Consider the following 14,577-nt stretch of genomic DNA (forward strand, 5'->3'; position numbering starts at 1 on the left):
TCCACCAGACCCCCGGTTAGTCCCCCAATTACTGCTCGAGGAAGTTCGGAGAGGCAGCTGCGTCGACCACGCGGCCACGAACGAGATACCAGCCAACGATCAAGGCGGGAATCAAGATGAGCAGGCTGGCCACCGTCCACGTTCCGATCGGATACTGGAACGCCATCAGCACCAGCACCGCCAACAGGAACGCCAACGTGGCGTAGCCGGTGTAGGGCGCTCCCCACATTCGGAACGACGGCCGGGCCAACCTGCCCAGCTTCGACCATCGCAGCAGCTGGAGCTGGCAGACGATGATCATCGCCCACGACGAGAGGATGCCGAGCGCCGCGACGTTGAGCACGATCTCGAACGCCATGGTGGGCACCACACCGTTGAGCAGTACGCCCAACAGGCCGATCGATGCGGTCAGGCAGATACCGCCATAGGGCACACCGCGACTCGACATCCGCGCGGTGAACTTCGGCGCGGTCCCGTTCATCGCCATCGAACGCAGGATGCGGCCCGTGGCGTACAACCCGGCGTTGAGGCTGGAGAACGCCGCCGTCAACACCACCAGGTTCATGATCGCCCCGGCGCCGGAGACCCCGATGCTCGAGAAGAACGTGACGAACGGGCTCTCGTCGGCCGAGTAAGAGGTGTAGGGCATCAACACGCCGAGCAGGAACAGCGTGCCCACATAGAACAGCGCGATACGGGCGATCACCGAGTTGATGGCCCGCGGCATGACCTTCTCGGGCTCGGCCGTCTCACCGGCCGCTGTGCCGACCAATTCTGTTGCGGCATAGGCGAACACCACGCCCGATATGACGACGACGAGGGGGAGTACGCCCATCGGGAACAGGCCGCCGTTGTCGGCGATCACGCTGAGGCCGGTGTCGCGTCCGTTCACCTCGCCGCCGCCGGCCAGGAAGATGGTGCCGACAACCAGGAACGTCAGCAGCGCAAGCACTTTGATCAGGGCGGCCCAGAATTCGAGCTCACCGAACAGCGACACCGAGATGAGGTTCACGCTCAGCGCCACCGCGAGCGCGACCAGCGCGATCGTCCACTGGGGGATCCCGTCGAAGATCGACCAGAACTGGAAGTAGGTGGCGATGGCCGTGGAATCGACGATGGCCGTCATCGCCCAATTCAGGAAGTACATCCAGCCCGCGACGTAAGCCGCCTTCTCGCCGAGGAATTCGCGCGCGTACGAGACGAACGACCCCGTGGTCGGCCGGTGCAGAACGAGCTCACCCAGGGCGCGCAGGATGAGGAACACGAACACACCACAGACCGCGTACACCAGAAACAGCCCCGGGCCGGCCTTGGCCAGGTAGCCGCCGGCGCCGAGAAACAGGCCGGTGCCGATCGCGCCGCCGATCGCGATCATCTGCAGCTGGCGTGGTTTCAGGCTCTTGTGGTAGCCAGCGTCCTCGCTGGTCAGCACCGATGTATCCGGCGTCAATGAATCAGGCATGGTCGCCATGTCGGGTGCCTCTCGCCGGCTCAGCGTTGATGGAGGGTCAGTGTTTCGGGGTTACACCCGGCTTCTGGATCTCGTCCACGTCCGCGTCGGGAGGCGGAGTGGGGATGTCGCGAAACGTGAACACGAAACCGAACACCGCGACGCCCGCGGCGATCACATACCCGATGATCGAGTACCAGCCCGGGGCCACATAGTCCGTCAGCACGACGAGGCCCATCGCCACAAAGACCAGGGTCATCCCGATAAGTGGTGTCTTGGCCCGGAAGTCGAGAAGTCGCATTGGCCTCACCTACAGCGGTCGGGGGGACAGTGTGGCGCTCTGGCACCGGCGAAGTTTTGCACACACGAATTCATTCCGGGAGAAAAATTGCCGATTTTTTGACGAATTTGTCAACGCGCCAAGGTATTTGCCAAATCAAATATTGTTATGACCGCAACGGGCAACGGGCTCACTCGCAGTCCCACGGCCAATCGGGTGGGCGCGGCGGGGTCCAGCCGCCATGAGTCAAAAGGGTTGCGGGGCAGTCCTGCAACCTTGAGCCTGCGTTACCGCCGACGTCTCCACACGACGATCCCGACCAGCAGTGCCACGACGACGACGGCGATCGGCACCGTGCGCGACGGGTTGTCGGTCGCGGTGTGCTTGAGCGTGTCGGCCCGTTCGGCCACCCGCTCCTTGGTGTCGGCGACCTTCTCCTTGGTGCGCTCCTTGACGTCGAGCTTCGACGACAGCGCCGCAACGGTCTGGCCGAGTTCGTCGCGGGTCTGCTCGATGTCGGCCTCGATGTCGGAGATGTCGGCCGAGGGGCCCGGCTCGGGACGACCGGGACCAGGTCCGGAATCAGGTGTGGTCATCAGTGGGCACCCTTCAACTCTTCGATGTCGGCCTTCACCGTCTCGACGGTCCGCGGCGCCGCCGGCGTGACCTCGTCGGTCTGTTTGCGTCCGATCAGCGCGGCAATCCCCGCCGCGATGAACAACACCGCGCCGACGATCAACGCCGACGCCCACAAAGGCAGCACCAGCGCGAGCGCCGCGATGCCGGCCGTGATGAACGTCGCCACGCCGAAGAACGCCAGCAGGCCCGCGACGCTGAACAGGCCAGCGCCGATCCCGGCGTGCCTGGCCGACTCCTGGAACTCTTTCTGGGCTAGCCGCATCTCGTCGCGGATCAGCCGCGACGTTTGTGTCGACAACTGGCCCATCAACTCGCCGATGGATGCATCGGCGCTGGGCTTGGATTCCACAGCCATCACTTACCAACCCTTGACTCGGTTGCTCTGCCGTAACAGGCATGCCCCCATGTGACGGAACCAAACGTCGAGCGGCCCCGAAGGCACGATTTCGTCCCGGCGTCGATGACGATTGCGACTCGGGTTCGCATCGGTTAGGTAAACCAAAAGCGCTGCGGTCAAGCAAATTCCGTCACGTAAAGCACTCTGGGAAGCCGACAGGCGGGCGGAAGGACACTCCGGCCTTCCATACGGGTCACCATTTGGAAACGGTGCGGTGCGGCGTGGCGCGTCGGCGTCGTGTCGGTGCTGATAATTTACGCGGTCGCATAACCGCGACTCCGGTACGGCATGCAGGTCTGCTGCATGAGTGAGTGCGGAATATCTGAAGGTAAATGAAGGGATCGACGTCGATGACGGTCTTTGATCGATTCAACATCACAGCCGTTGTTGGGGCTGGGTTGTGCGGGGTAGCCATGGCGTTGAGCCCGACAGCGTCGGCCGGCGGCTACGAGTGTGTCGAGACGGCCGCAGGGGAGGCCCCGGCGCCGGCAGGCGCGTGTCTGCCGCTCACCGATATGGCTGGCGTTCCGATGGCGTTGCCGGGACCGGTTCCTGTGGTTCCGCCCCCGGTCGTCCCGCCGCCGCTGGTTCCGCCAGTGGTTCCGCCGCCGCTGGTGCCACCGCTGGTGCCTCCGCCAGTGGTGCCGCCGCTGGTGCCGCCGCCCGTGGTTCCGCCGCCGGCTGCCGCTCCGATAGCAGTGGCGGGTGCTCCGCTCGCTCCGGTGGCTCCGATCACCGAGATGGGTGGCGCGGGCGGTAAGGGACAGGTGACCGGACCGGCCCCGGAGGGTGCTCCGGTGCCCGGCCAGCCGATCATGCCTGGCCCTGCAGGCTGATGACGCACAACTAACCCTCTACCGGCTTTGGCCCGGCGGTGAGTACCAACTCACCGCCGGGCCAAACTCATTGCACGACAGAACAATCAGCTATACACGCCAGGACTACCGGCACGCCGGGCTGGGTGAAGGGCGAAGAAGCGCGAGACTCCGTCAGCCGGAAACGATCCGCGGTACCTCGACGGGAGCCTCCGGCTCAACCGGACGAGGTATCTCAACGCTGTTCTGCTGCACGATAACCGGGTCGCCCTCCTTGACGACGTCGAAGTACCACTCGGCGTCCTGGGGGCTCAGGCCGATGCAGCCGTGGCTGGTGTTCTCATATCCCATCGAGTTGACCGCCCACGGTGCGGCGTGCACGAAAATGCCGCGGGTGGTGAGACGAACAGCGTGATCGACGGTGAGCAGATAGCCGTCCTCGGCGCTGACGGGAATGCCGACGCTGCTCGAATCCATTACCACGTCGCGCTTTTTCGAAAGGACTGGGAAGGTACCGACCGGTGTCGGGTACTGCTCCCGGCCCATCGACGCCGGGAAAACCCCGGGCTCGCCGAAGTGCGGTCGGTGGTGCGGCGCCGGCAACATCGGCGGCGGTCCGGCCTCGGTTCCGTCGATGGTCACGGTGAATGTGTGCTCTTCGATGTTGGCCACGGCGACGACGGCAGCACCTGTCACGATCCGTGTCGGCACGCCGCCCACCGAAAGCGACACCGTGCTGTGCGCGGGCCAGAACTCGTCGGGGGTCCACTGCACCACCTTGCTGTCGAGCCACTCGTACTGGCCCGTCATCGCAGGTGAGGAGGTGATATTGAGGGTCCGCTCCGCGGCACGCTTGTCGATGATCGGCGCGCTGAACGTCACCACCACAGGGTGTGCCACGCCGACCACCTGATCCGGAGACGGTAGGACGGACGTGATGACGCTAGTCAGCGAACGGTTCGCCGCGGCCAGGCTGGTATCAGCCGGGCCGGCGACCGCGCTGGTAGCGACTACGACGGCAGCAAGAACACACCGGACAACGCCACGCACGGATTGGGCTCCCTTGAAATTTCTCGAGTGTCAATTCGATGCTATGGGTGCGTTCTCGATGGATGGGTAAGGGCGCGTGAGCGATTCGGTTAAGTCTCAGTCACGGTTCGGCCACGGCCCGTCAATCAGCGCTCAGCGGCTAGTTCGATGGCTCCGGTGACTGCGCCTTCAATACGAGTTCTTCGGCCACCTGCGCCAGCGGCACGTTGGATTCCTGAGAAATCTTGCGTAACAAGTCGAAAGCCCGTACCGCATCAACACCGTAACGTTCCATGACCATGCCCTTGGCCTGACCGATGGTGTCACGGCTGGCCAGCGCCCGCTTGAACTGCTCGTCGCGGCGCGCGGAGTTCCACACCACCGAGGAATGGGTCGCAAAGACCAGGCCGAGCTTTTTGGCCTCTTCGCCGAACACATTTGGTGATTCGGCGTAAATGTTCAATGCCCCCATCGTTTTGCCGGCGATGAAGAGCTGAAACGCCATGATCGAACGAATCGGGGTTTCTGCCAACGCATCCCGACAGTAGAGGGGGAACCGGTCCTCGGTCTCGAGGTCGGCGACGTGGACGACCTTTTCTTCCCAGGCCGCGGTCAGGCACGGGCCCTCCCGATGACGCTGCTGGACCTTATCCAACAGCACCGGCCACAGATGGGTCGCCGCGGTGGTGTCGATGTGCTTGGCGTTGCGGGTGACGGTGATGCCGGCGTACTGGGCGCCGGGGATCTCGACGACGGCATGCTCGGCCAACTCGGCGATCACGGTGCCCGAGTCGGTGTCGGGCCGGCTGTAGAGGCTCTGCACGATCTCCGCGATGCGCAGATGGGCGTCCTGCGCGCCCGTGGATCCGTCAACCGTCTCCATCCGACCGCCCTCCGTCAACTATCACAGGTGGTGCGCACCGGAGTTCAAAGAGCCTGCAGATATCGCTCTGTGACGATCCGCTGCACCAACGACGTGACGGGTGATGCCAGCCGGCTCCACCAGGTGGCGTGCCGGGAGAATGCCGTCACCACCGCGCACACCTCGTCGGTGTCGGGATCGTAGCGGACCAGGAACAGCTCCTCACCGGATTCGGCGTGACCGGGCAGGGTGCCGTAAGCGAAGCCGCGCCGATCGGCTTCGTCGACCACGTAAACCACCCGGCACGGCGCGCGCACCGGTCCCAGATGGACGATCACCTCCGCACCCACCTGCGCAGTCTCCGTCGTCGCCTCGACCCGCACGCCGGCGCCGCGCAACATACCCCAGCGCATGCCGGTGGCCGCGGCCTCCTCGAAACGCGCACGGCCCCTGCCGATGACGGCGCTCTTGTGCACGTGGTGATAACCCGCCGGCAACGGCCCTGCGGTGGCCCCCACCTCGGCGTAGGTCAACGGCAGCGTCGCGAGCTCACTGAGTCTCATCGGAGCCGACGGTATCGCGCGGCGTACGTTCGTCTACATGAGCACCAAGAGCATCGCGCAGGCATCCGGAACGTTCACCCTCGGCGGCGATCTGGTCGTCAACCGCCTCGGCTACGGCGCCATGCGGCTGACCGGCAAGGGCACCTGGGGCCCGCCCGCCGACCGCGACGAGTGCCTTCGCGTGCTGCGCCGCGCGGTCGAGCTCGGCGTCAACTTCATCGACACCGCCAACTCGTACGGCCCCTACATCTCCGAGGAACTGATCCGCGAAGCGCTGCACCCCTACGCCGACGGCGTCGTCGTCGCGACCAAGGCCGGTCTGCTGCGCACCGGCCCCGACGTGTGGCCGGTGCTGGGCTTCCCGGCGTATCTGCGTCAGGAGTGCGAGATGAGCCTGCGCCGCCTCGGCGTCGACACCATCGACCTGTTCCAGCTGCACCGCATCGACGACAAGTTCCCGGCCGAAGACCAGATCGGTGAGCTCGCCGCGCTGCAGCAGGAAGGCAAGATCCGCCACATCGGGCTCTCGGAGGTCACCGTCGAACAGCTCGAGGCCGCCCGCAAGGTCGCCGACATCGTGTCGGTGCAGAACATGTACAACCTGACCACCCGCACCGCCGAACCCGTGCTGGAGGCCTGCGAAGCCCACGGCATCGGGTTCATCCCGTGGTTTCCGCTGGCCGCGGGGCCGTTGGCGGCGCCCGACGGCCCGCTGCAGCGCATCGCCGCCGACCACCACGCGTCGCCGTCGCAGCTGGCGCTGGCCTGGCTGCTCAAACGCTCCCCGGTGATGCTGCCGATCCCCGGCACCTCCAAGGTCGCCCACCTCGAGGAGAACGTCGCCGCGGCCGCGATCGAGCTGTCCGACGACGAGTTCGAGACGCTCAGTCGCGCCGGTTCAGCCGGGTAACGCGCCAGGCAATACGGTAAGCGGGTGAGCATCGACGCACATCCCGGCGGCGGGTTCAACCCGCCGCAGCCAACCACCAAGGGCGGGCCGGATTACGGCAGGTTCGTCGAAGGGGTCCGCACCCTTCAGGACCACGCCCGCGCGGTCGACGCTCCCGACGAGGTGATCACCGAAGCCGCCGACCTCCTCGACAAGGTCTCCCAGCTGCTGGGCCCCTACGAAGTCGACGAGTGGACGTCACCGTCGGGCCGGCGCCTGGACCTGCCCAACCGGGGCAGCGTGCTCGGCATTCCGGGGGAGTACCACAAGACCGACGACGGCCGGGTCGGCGGCGTCGTGCGCTTCCGCCGGTTTCACCTCGGCCGCAACGGCGCCGTGCACGGCGGTTGCATTGCGCAGATGTTCGACTCGGTGCTCGGCTACACCGCCTTCCGGCTGACCGAGGGTCCCCGACAACGCACCGCGTACCTGCACGTCAACTACCGCCAGATCGTGCCGATCGAGAAGCAGTTGACGGTCGACGCCGGCGTCGAACGCGTCGATGGACGAAAAATCTTCATCGAGGGCCGCGTGCTCGACGGCGACACCGTGCTGGCCGACGCCGAGGCGCTGTTCGTCAAGCTCAAACCCGGCCAGCCGTGACCGACCAGAAAGACCGGGAGGTCCCAAGCTGGTTGCGGTGGCGCGAGCGGCTGCGCGGCCGGCGCCGCGTCGAGTTCGCGTACCGCATCGTCGTCGGCGCGATCGGCCTGATCGTGCTGGCGATCGGGATCATCGCCATCCCGTATCCCGGGCCGGGCTGGGCCATTGTGTTCGTCGGGCTGGGCATCCTGTCCACCGAGTTCGCGTGGGCGCGGCGCCTGCTTCTCGTCGTGCGCCGACGCTACGACGAGGTGATGGCCTGGTTTCACCAGCAGCACTGGGCCGTGCAGGCGCTCGGCGGGCTGTTCACCGCGCTGATCGTGTGGGTGACGCTGTGGCTGCTGGGTGCGCTGTCGTGGGGCGCCGGCCTGGTGGGTATCGAGTGGACCTGGCTGAACAGCCCCATTGGCTTGGGATCCTGAGCGCTCGCCTAGATAGCATGGTCGCGTCTTGAGTTGTGTGGAGAACTTCCCCGAGAGCTTGGAGAGTCACCGATGAGCGCCGCCGTCAACCACGCCCCCGCAGCCCCGATCCGGGTCGCTGCCGGGACCACCGCGGGGGCGGCGGTGCGGGAAGCCGGGCTACCCAGCCGCGGCGCCGTCGACGCGATCGTCGTCGTCCGCGACTCCGAGGGCCTGCTGCGTGACTTGTCGTGGACGCCGCAGGCCGACGTCGAGGTGACGCCGGTGCCCGCCAACAGCGAGGACGGCCGCAGCGTGCTGCGCCACTCCACCGCACACGTGCTCGCCCAAGCCGTCCAGGACCTGTTCCCGGAGGCGAAACTGGGCATCGGCCCGCCCATCACCGACGGCTTCTACTACGACTTCGACGTCGAGCGTGCGTTCACCCCGGAGGATCTGGAGGCGCTCGAGAAGCGGATGCGCCAGATCGTCAAGGAAGGCCAGCTGTTCTCGCGGCGGGTCTATGAGTCCAAAGACCAAGCGCGCCAAGAACTTGCCAACGAGCCCTACAAACTCGAACTCGTCGACGACAAGTCCGGCGACCCCGACGTGATGGAGGTCGGCGGTGACGAGCTGACCGCCTACGACAACCTCAATCCCCGCACCAAGGAACGCGAGTGGGGCGATCTGTGTCGGGGCCCGCACATCCCGACGACGCGGTTCATCCCGGCCTTCAAGCTCACCCGCAGCTCGGCTGCCTACTGGCGCGGCAACCAGGACAACCCGAGCATGCAGCGAATCTACGGCACCGCATGGGAGTCCCAGGAAGCCCTCGACCGCCACCTCGAACTGATCGAGGAAGCCCAGCGCCGCGACCACCGCAAGCTCGGCGCCGAACTCGACCTGTTCAGCTTCCCCGACGAAATCGGTTCGGGCTTGGCGGTTTTCCACCCTAAGGGCGGCATCATCCGCCGCGAGCTCGAGGACTACTCGCGGCGCAAGCACATCGAGGCGGGCTACCAGTTCGTCAACAGCCCCCACATCACCAAGGCCGAGCTGTTCAAGATCTCCGGGCACCTGGACTGGTACGCCGACGGCATGTTCCCGCCGATGCATCTGGACGCCGAGTACAACGAGGACGGCACGGTGCGCAAACCGGGCCAGGACTACTACCTCAAACCGATGAACTGCCCGATGCACTGCCTGATCTTCCGGTCGCGCGGGCGGTCCTACCGCGAACTTCCGTTGCGGCTCTTCGAGTTCGGCACCGTCTACCGCTATGAGCTCTCCGGGGTGGTGCACGGGCTGACCCGGGTGCGCGGCCTGACGATGGACGATGCGCACATCTACTGCAGCCGCGAGCAGATGCGCGACGAGCTGACCTCGCTGCTGAGGTTCGTGCTGGATCTGCTCGCCGACTACGGCCTGACCGACTTCTACCTCGAGCTCTCCACCAAGGACCCCGACAAGTTCGTCGGCTCCGACGAGCTGTGGGAGGAAGCCACCAACGTGCTCGCCGAGGTCGGCGCCGCATCGGGTCTGGAGCTCGTCCCCGATCCCGGGGGCGCGGCGTTCTACGGTCCCAAGATCTCGGTGCAGGTCAAAGACGCGTTGGGGCGCAGCTGGCAGATGTCGACCATCCAGCTGGACTTCAACTTCCCCGAGCGCTTCGAGCTGGAGTACACCGCCGCCGACGGGTCACGTCAGCACCCGGTGATGATCCACCGCGCGCTGTTCGGATCCATCGAGCGGTTCTTCGCCATCCTCACCGAGCACTACGCCGGGGCCTTCCCGGCGTGGCTGGCGCCAGTGCAGGTGGTCGGCATCCCCGTCTCCGACGACCACATCGCCTACCTCAACGGCGTTGCCGCGCAACTGGAACTGCGCGGCATCCGCGCCGAGGTCGACACCAGCGACGACCGGATGGCCAAGAAGATCGTCAACCACACCAACCAGAAGGTGCCGTTCATGCTCGTGGCCGGCGACCGCGACGTGGAGGCCGGGGCGGTCAGCTTCCGCTTCGGTGACCGCACCCAGGTCAACGGGGTACCCCGCGATGACGCCGTCGAGGCCATCGTCAACTGGGTCACCAGCCGCGAGAACGCCGCTCCCACCGCCGATCTGCTCAAGGTGGGCAACCAGTCGTGACCAGTGACGAAAACCTGCGCGACGGACCCGAGGACCGCACGATCGTCGACCAGGGCGCCGGTGAACCCGACCACCTGCAGCGGCTGTGGACACCGCACCGGATGAGCTACATCGCCGAAGCCCCGATGCGCCGCGAAAACACCCGCGAATCCCGGCCGTTCACCGAGATCCCGACGCTCTCGGACGAGGACGGCCTGATGGTGGCGCGCGGCCAGCAGGTGTACGTGGTGCTGAACCTGTACCCCTACAACCCGGGCCATCTCATGGTGGTGCCCTACCGGCGGGTCTCGGAGCTGGAGGACCTCACCGACGCCGAGAGCGCCGAGCTGATGGCGTTCACCCAGAAGGCGATTCGGGTCATCAAGAGCGTGTCCAACCCGATGGGTTTCAACGTCGGGCTCAACCTCGGCCAGGTGTCGGGCGGCTCGCTGGCCGAGCACCTGCACATGCATGTGGTGCCGCGCTGGATCGGCGACGCGAACTTCATCACGATCATCGGCGGGGCCAAGGTGGTGCCGCAGTTGTTGCGTGAGACCCGGCAACTGCTGGCAACGGAGTGGGCGAAGCAGCAGTGAGCAACTTCTACCTGATGACCCGCGCGGCTTACGAGAAGCTCAGCAAGCCGATCGCCAAAGCCGCGCTGCGGGCAGGCTTCACACCCGACACGATCACGATCCTGGGCACGGCGGGATCGGTGCTCGGCGCGCTGACGCTGTTTCCCATCGGCCAGCTGTGGTGGGGCGCGGTGGCCGTGTTCTTCTTCGTGCTCGCCGACATGCTCGACGGGGCGATGGCCCGCGAGCGCGGCGGCGGCACCCGCTTCGGGGCGGTGCTCGACGCCACCTGCGACCGCATCGGCGACGGCGCGATCTTCTGCGGGCTGCTGTGGTGGGCCGCCTTCGGGCTGCACAGCGCCTCGCTGGTGGTGGCCACCGCGATCTGCCTGGTGACCTCGCAGGTCATCTCCTACATCAAGGCCCGCGCCGAGGCCAGCGGGCTCTCCGCGGAGGGCGGGCTGATCGAGCGCCCGGAGCGGCTGATCATCGTGCTGATCGGGGCGGGCGTCTCCGACCTGCCGTTCTTCCCGATGCCGTGGCTGCTGCACGTTGCGATGTGGGTGCTGGCGATCACCAGCCTGATCACGCTCGGCCAGCGGGTGCACAGCGTGCGGACCTCACCCGGCGCAATGGATCTGCTGACCAAACCCGACACCAAACAACACCACCCCCCAGGGGACCAGGGGGAGGAGAACGCGTGACGAGCACCCAGCCGGAACCGCAGACGCGCAACCCGTTGAGCGGACGGTTGTCGGACTGGGGCTACGCGGCCGGTTGGCGGCTGGTCCGCGCCATGCCGGAGTTCGCGGCGCGCAACGCCTTCAACGCCGGCGCGCACTACGCCGCGCGGGGCGCCGGGCCACAACAGCTGCGCAAGAACCTGGCCCGGGTGCTCGGCGTGACGCCCGACCGCGTGCCCGACGGGCTGATCCGCGCGTCGGTGGCCTCCTACGCTCGGTACTGGCGTGAGGCGTTCCGGCTGCCGACCATGGACCACGAAGCTGTCGGACGTGACCTCTTCGTGCACGACGTCGACCGGGTATGGGCGGGGCTGGAGGCCGGCCGCGGTGTGGTGGTTGCCCTGCCGCACAGCGGCAACTGGGACATGGCCGGGGTGTGGCTGGTGCAGAACCACGGCTCGTTCACGACCGTCGCCGAACGCCTCAAGCCCGAATCGCTCTACAACCGGTTCGTCGCCTACCGCGAGAGCCTGGGTTTCGAGGTGCTGCCGTCCTCCGGCGGCGAGCGCCCACCGTACGACATCCTGCGTGAACGCCTGCGCGACAATCACATCGTGTGCCTGATGGCCGAGCGCGACCTCAGCCGCAACGGCGTGACGGTCGATTTCTTCGGCGAGGCCACCCGCATGCCCGCCGGTCCGGCGAAGCTGGCGATCGAAACCGGTGCGGCGCTGCTGCCCGCGCACTGCTGGTTCGAGGGCGACGGCTGGGGTATGGGGGTGTATCCGGCGGTGGACACCTCCTCCGGTGACGTCACCGCCATCACCCAGGTGCTGGCCGACCGGTTCGCCCGCAACATCGCCGCGCACCCGGCAGACTGGCACATGATGCAGCCGCAATGGCTGGCCGACCTGCCCGCCGAGCGGCGCGCCAAGCTGGGAGCGACCTGATGCGCATCGGGATGGTATGCCCGTATTCGTTCGACGTGCCCGGCGGTGTGCAGTCCCACGTGCTGCAACTGGCCGAGGTGATGCGCGCCCGCGGCAACGACGTCAGCGTGCTGGCACCGTCCTCACCGCATGTGACGCTGCCCGACTACGTCGTCTCCGGCGGCCGTGCGATACCGATCCCGTACAACGGTTCGGTGGCGCGGTTGCGGTTCGGGCCGGCCACCCACCGGATGGTCAAACGCTGGCTGGCCGACGGTAACTTCGACGTGCTGCACCTGCACGAACCCAACGCGCCCAGCCTGTCGATGCTGGCGCTCAACATCGCCGAAGGCCCGATCGTCGCGACCTTTCACACGTCGACGACAAAATCGTTGACACTCAGTGTGTTTGAACCGATCTTGCGGCCCATGCACGAGAAGATCGTCGGCCGCATCGCGGTGTCGGATCTGGCGCGGCGCTGGCAGATGGAGGCGCTGGGCAGCGACGCGGTCGAGATCCCCAACGGGGTCGACGTCGGCGCGTTCGCCTCGGCGCCGCGCCTCGAGGGCTACCCGCGGCCGGGTAAGTCGGTGCTGTTCCTCGGCAGGTACGACGAACCGCGCAAGGGCATGGCCGTGCTGCTGCGGGCGCTGCCGGCGCTGGTCGAGCGGTTCGAGGACATCGAGATCCTCGTCGTGGGCCGCGGTGACGCCGACGAACTGCGCGAGGACGCCGGCAAGCTGGCCGGTCACCTACGGTTCCTGGGTCAGGTCGACGACGGTGAGAAGGCGTCGGCGATGCGCAGCGCCGACGTGTACTGCGCCCCCCACACCGGCGGCGAGAGCTTCGGCATCGTGCTCGTGGAGGCGATGGCGGCCGGGACCCCGGTGGTGGCCAGCGACCTGGACGCGTTTCGGCGGGTGCTGATGGACGGTGCGGTCGGCCGGTTGGTGCCGATCGACGACGACGCCGCGCTCGCCAAGGGCCTGATCGAGGTGCTGGAGAACGACATCGTGCGCGAGCGCTACATCGAGGCCGGCACGGACGCGGTGCGGCGCTACGACTGGTCGGTGGTGGCGCGCCAGATCATGCGGGTCTACGAGACGGTGGCGGGTGCCGGGATCAAGGTGCAGGTGGCCGGCACGGCGGGCAGAAGCGTAGTGACCGGGGGATCTAATTGACCACGTGGATCGTGGTGATCGCGCTCGCGGTGCTGCTCACCGCGTTGTTGGCGATCGGCGGGTGGGCGATCCAGACCGCCAACCGACTCGACCGCCTCCACGTGCGCTACGACCTGTCCTGGCAGTCCCTGGACAGTGCGCTGGCCCGGCGCGCCGTCGTCGCCAGGGCGGTGGCCGCCGACGCCTACGGCGGCGGACCGCAGGGCAAACGGCTGGCGGCGCTGGCCGACGCGGCCGAACGCGCCCCCCGGTCGTCGCGCGAGGCCGCCGAGAACGAACTGTCCGCGGCGCTGGCGATGGTCGATCCGGCGTCGCTGCCCGTCGCGCTGGTCGCCGAACTCGCCGACGCCGAGGCGCGGGTGCTGTTGGCGCGTCGCTTCCACAACGACGCCGTCCGCGACACCCTCGCGCTGCGGGAACGCCCCGCCGTGCGGGCGCTGCGGCTCGGCGGAACAGCCGCGTTGCCAACCTATTTCGAGATCGCCGAGCGGGCAGAGACCACCCCGCCGGTCAGCCGCCGGGTGTCGGCGCGGGTGGTGTTGTTGGACGAGACCGGGGCGGTGCTGCTGTTGAGCGGGTCCGACCCGGCGATCACCGACGCCGGCGAGGGCCCAGCGCCGCGCTGGTGGTTCACGGTCGGCGGCGCCGTGCAACAGGGGGAGACGCTGCAGCAGGCCGCCGCGCGTGAAGTGGACGAGGAAACCGGGTTGCGGGTCGATGCCGGGCAGATGATCGGTCCGGTGTGGCGCCGCGATGCGGTGATCGACTTCAACGGGTCGGTGATCCGCAGCCAGGAGATGTTCTTCGTGCACCGCACCCGCCGTTTCGAACCGGCGCCGGACGGCCGCACGGGGCTGGAGCGGTCCTACATTCACGGGTACCGCTGGTGCGATGAGACAATGATCCAAGAGCTGGTCGCCAGCGGGGAAGCGGTGTACCCCGTGCAGCTCGGCGAGCTGCTGGTCGAGGCCAACGCGCTGGCCGACGCGCGGGACGGCGTGCCGCGGCGCCAGCTGCAATCGATCCGCTGATGCTGCGAAATAAACGGTTTTGCGGCCGCATTAGAGTGGATCAGTAGCGACTTGGAGGAGATA

General features: G+C 67.1%; 17 protein-coding genes. 10 read left to right on the top strand and 7 right to left on the bottom strand.

The window, feature by feature from the left end:
• Nucleotides 1-28 precede the first annotated feature (28 nt).
• The 4 genes from ABQE93_RS20950 to ABQE93_RS20965 all read right to left on the bottom strand — a co-directional run bounded on the left by ABQE93_RS20950 (nt 29) and on the right by ABQE93_RS20965 (nt 2,724).
• Nucleotides 29-1,462 (bottom strand): amino acid permease, encoded by a 1,434-nt coding sequence (locus tag ABQE93_RS20950; RefSeq protein WP_448410415.1) that lies wholly within the window; start codon nt 1,460-1,462, stop codon nt 29-31.
• A gap of 46 nt (nt 1,463-1,508) precedes the next feature.
• Nucleotides 1,509-1,751 (bottom strand): hypothetical protein, encoded by a 243-nt coding sequence (locus ABQE93_RS20955; RefSeq protein WP_448410198.1) that lies wholly within the window; start codon nt 1,749-1,751, stop codon nt 1,509-1,511.
• Nucleotides 1,752-2,017: 266 nt separating this feature from the next.
• Nucleotides 2,018-2,326, bottom strand: coding sequence for a DUF3618 domain-containing protein (locus ABQE93_RS20960; RefSeq protein WP_448410200.1), 309 nt, complete (start codon nt 2,324-2,326; stop codon nt 2,018-2,020).
• The gene (locus ABQE93_RS20965) at nt 2,326-2,724 is read right to left on the bottom strand and encodes a phage holin family protein (RefSeq protein ID WP_448410202.1); all 399 of its coding nucleotides are present in this window, start codon (nt 2,722-2,724) and stop codon (nt 2,326-2,328) included. Before ABQE93_RS20965 ends, ABQE93_RS20960 begins: the two co-directional genes overlap by 1 nt.
• Nucleotides 2,725-3,116: 392 nt before the next feature.
• Between ABQE93_RS20965 and ABQE93_RS20970 the strand changes: the two genes are divergently transcribed.
• Nucleotides 3,117-3,602, top strand: coding sequence for a hypothetical protein (locus ABQE93_RS20970; RefSeq protein ID WP_448410204.1), 486 nt, complete (start codon nt 3,117-3,119; stop codon nt 3,600-3,602).
• Between the two features lie 153 nt (nt 3,603-3,755).
• Here the strand turns inward: ABQE93_RS20970 and ABQE93_RS20975 are convergent, their stop codons facing one another.
• From ABQE93_RS20975 to ABQE93_RS20985, 3 genes are all read right to left on the bottom strand, one after another.
• Nucleotides 3,756-4,631, bottom strand: a complete 876-nt coding sequence (locus ABQE93_RS20975; protein WP_448410206.1) for a L,D-transpeptidase — start codon at nt 4,629-4,631, stop codon at nt 3,756-3,758.
• Between the two features lie 139 nt (nt 4,632-4,770).
• Nucleotides 4,771-5,493, bottom strand: coding sequence for a GAF and ANTAR domain-containing protein (locus tag ABQE93_RS20980; protein WP_448410208.1), 723 nt, complete (start codon nt 5,491-5,493; stop codon nt 4,771-4,773).
• Nucleotides 5,494-5,537: 44 nt separating this feature from the next.
• Nucleotides 5,538-6,035 carry a DUF1990 domain-containing protein gene (locus ABQE93_RS20985; RefSeq protein WP_448410210.1) on the bottom strand — a complete coding sequence of 166 codons (498 nt, stop codon included), beginning with the start codon at nt 6,033-6,035 and terminating at the stop codon, nt 5,538-5,540.
• A gap of 37 nt (nt 6,036-6,072) precedes the next feature.
• On the opposite strand from ABQE93_RS20985, the gene ABQE93_RS20990 reads away from it, so the two are divergent.
• The 9 genes from ABQE93_RS20990 to ABQE93_RS21030 all read left to right on the top strand — a co-directional run bounded on the left by ABQE93_RS20990 (nt 6,073) and on the right by ABQE93_RS21030 (nt 14,514).
• On the top strand, nt 6,073-6,945 hold the full coding sequence (locus tag ABQE93_RS20990; RefSeq protein WP_448410212.1) for an aldo/keto reductase: 873 nt from the start codon (nt 6,073-6,075) through the stop codon (nt 6,943-6,945).
• A 30-nt stretch (nt 6,946-6,975) separates the two neighbouring features.
• Nucleotides 6,976-7,587 carry a PaaI family thioesterase gene (locus tag ABQE93_RS20995; protein ID WP_448410417.1) on the top strand — a complete coding sequence of 204 codons (612 nt, stop codon included), beginning with the start codon at nt 6,976-6,978 and terminating at the stop codon, nt 7,585-7,587.
• Entirely contained in the window at nt 7,584-8,009 is a 426-nt protein-coding gene (locus ABQE93_RS21000; RefSeq protein WP_448410214.1) for a TIGR02611 family protein, read from the top strand. Before ABQE93_RS20995 ends, ABQE93_RS21000 begins: the two co-directional genes overlap by 4 nt.
• Nucleotides 8,010-8,081: 72 nt before the next feature.
• Nucleotides 8,082-10,136 carry a threonine--tRNA ligase gene (thrS, locus tag ABQE93_RS21005; protein ID WP_448410216.1) on the top strand — a complete coding sequence of 685 codons (2,055 nt, stop codon included), beginning with the start codon at nt 8,082-8,084 and terminating at the stop codon, nt 10,134-10,136.
• Entirely contained in the window at nt 10,133-10,711 is a 579-nt protein-coding gene (locus tag ABQE93_RS21010; RefSeq protein WP_448410218.1) for an ATP adenylyltransferase, read from the top strand. The genes thrS and ABQE93_RS21010 overlap by 4 nt, the downstream gene beginning before the upstream one ends.
• A complete protein-coding gene (gene pgsA / locus ABQE93_RS21015) occupies nt 10,708-11,394 on the top strand; it encodes a phosphatidylinositol phosphate synthase (RefSeq protein WP_448410220.1) in 687 nt (228 codons plus the stop codon). Before ABQE93_RS21010 ends, pgsA begins: the two co-directional genes overlap by 4 nt.
• Complete coding sequence (locus tag ABQE93_RS21020; protein WP_448410222.1) at nt 11,391-12,323, top strand: phosphatidylinositol mannoside acyltransferase; 933 nt, start codon at nt 11,391-11,393, stop codon at nt 12,321-12,323. The genes pgsA and ABQE93_RS21020 overlap by 4 nt, the downstream gene beginning before the upstream one ends.
• Nucleotides 12,323-13,483, top strand: coding sequence for a glycosyltransferase family 4 protein (locus ABQE93_RS21025; protein ID WP_448410224.1), 1,161 nt, complete (start codon nt 12,323-12,325; stop codon nt 13,481-13,483). Before ABQE93_RS21020 ends, ABQE93_RS21025 begins: the two co-directional genes overlap by 1 nt.
• Entirely contained in the window at nt 13,480-14,514 is a 1,035-nt protein-coding gene (locus ABQE93_RS21030; RefSeq protein WP_448410226.1) for an NUDIX hydrolase, read from the top strand. Before ABQE93_RS21025 ends, ABQE93_RS21030 begins: the two co-directional genes overlap by 4 nt.
• Nucleotides 14,515-14,577 lie beyond the last annotated feature (63 nt).

The organism is Mycolicibacterium sp. XJ662 (genome assembly GCF_053484035.1).

Bases quoted from the DNA above. Each gene is read 5' to 3' on its own strand.
- ABQE93_RS20950 (WP_448410415.1), bottom strand. From the start codon at position 1,462: ATGCCTGATTCATTGACGCCGGATACATCGGTGCTGACCAGCGAGGAC.
- ABQE93_RS20955 (WP_448410198.1), bottom strand. From the start codon at position 1,751: ATGCGACTTCTCGACTTCCGGGCCAAGACACCACTTATCGGGATGACC.
- ABQE93_RS20960 (WP_448410200.1), bottom strand. From the start codon at position 2,326: ATGACCACACCTGATTCCGGACCTGGTCCCGGTCGTCCCGAGCCGGGC.
- ABQE93_RS20965 (WP_448410202.1), bottom strand. From the start codon at position 2,724: ATGGCTGTGGAATCCAAGCCCAGCGCCGATGCATCCATCGGCGAGTTG.
- ABQE93_RS20970 (WP_448410204.1), top strand. From the start codon at position 3,117: ATGACGGTCTTTGATCGATTCAACATCACAGCCGTTGTTGGGGCTGGG.
- ABQE93_RS20980 (WP_448410208.1), bottom strand. From the start codon at position 5,493: ATGGAGACGGTTGACGGATCCACGGGCGCGCAGGACGCCCATCTGCGC.
- ABQE93_RS20985 (WP_448410210.1), bottom strand. From the start codon at position 6,035: ATGAGACTCAGTGAGCTCGCGACGCTGCCGTTGACCTACGCCGAGGTG.
- ABQE93_RS20990 (WP_448410212.1), top strand. From the start codon at position 6,073: ATGAGCACCAAGAGCATCGCGCAGGCATCCGGAACGTTCACCCTCGGC.
- thrS (WP_448410216.1), top strand. From the start codon at position 8,082: ATGAGCGCCGCCGTCAACCACGCCCCCGCAGCCCCGATCCGGGTCGCT.
- ABQE93_RS21025 (WP_448410224.1), top strand. From the start codon at position 12,323: ATGCGCATCGGGATGGTATGCCCGTATTCGTTCGACGTGCCCGGCGGT.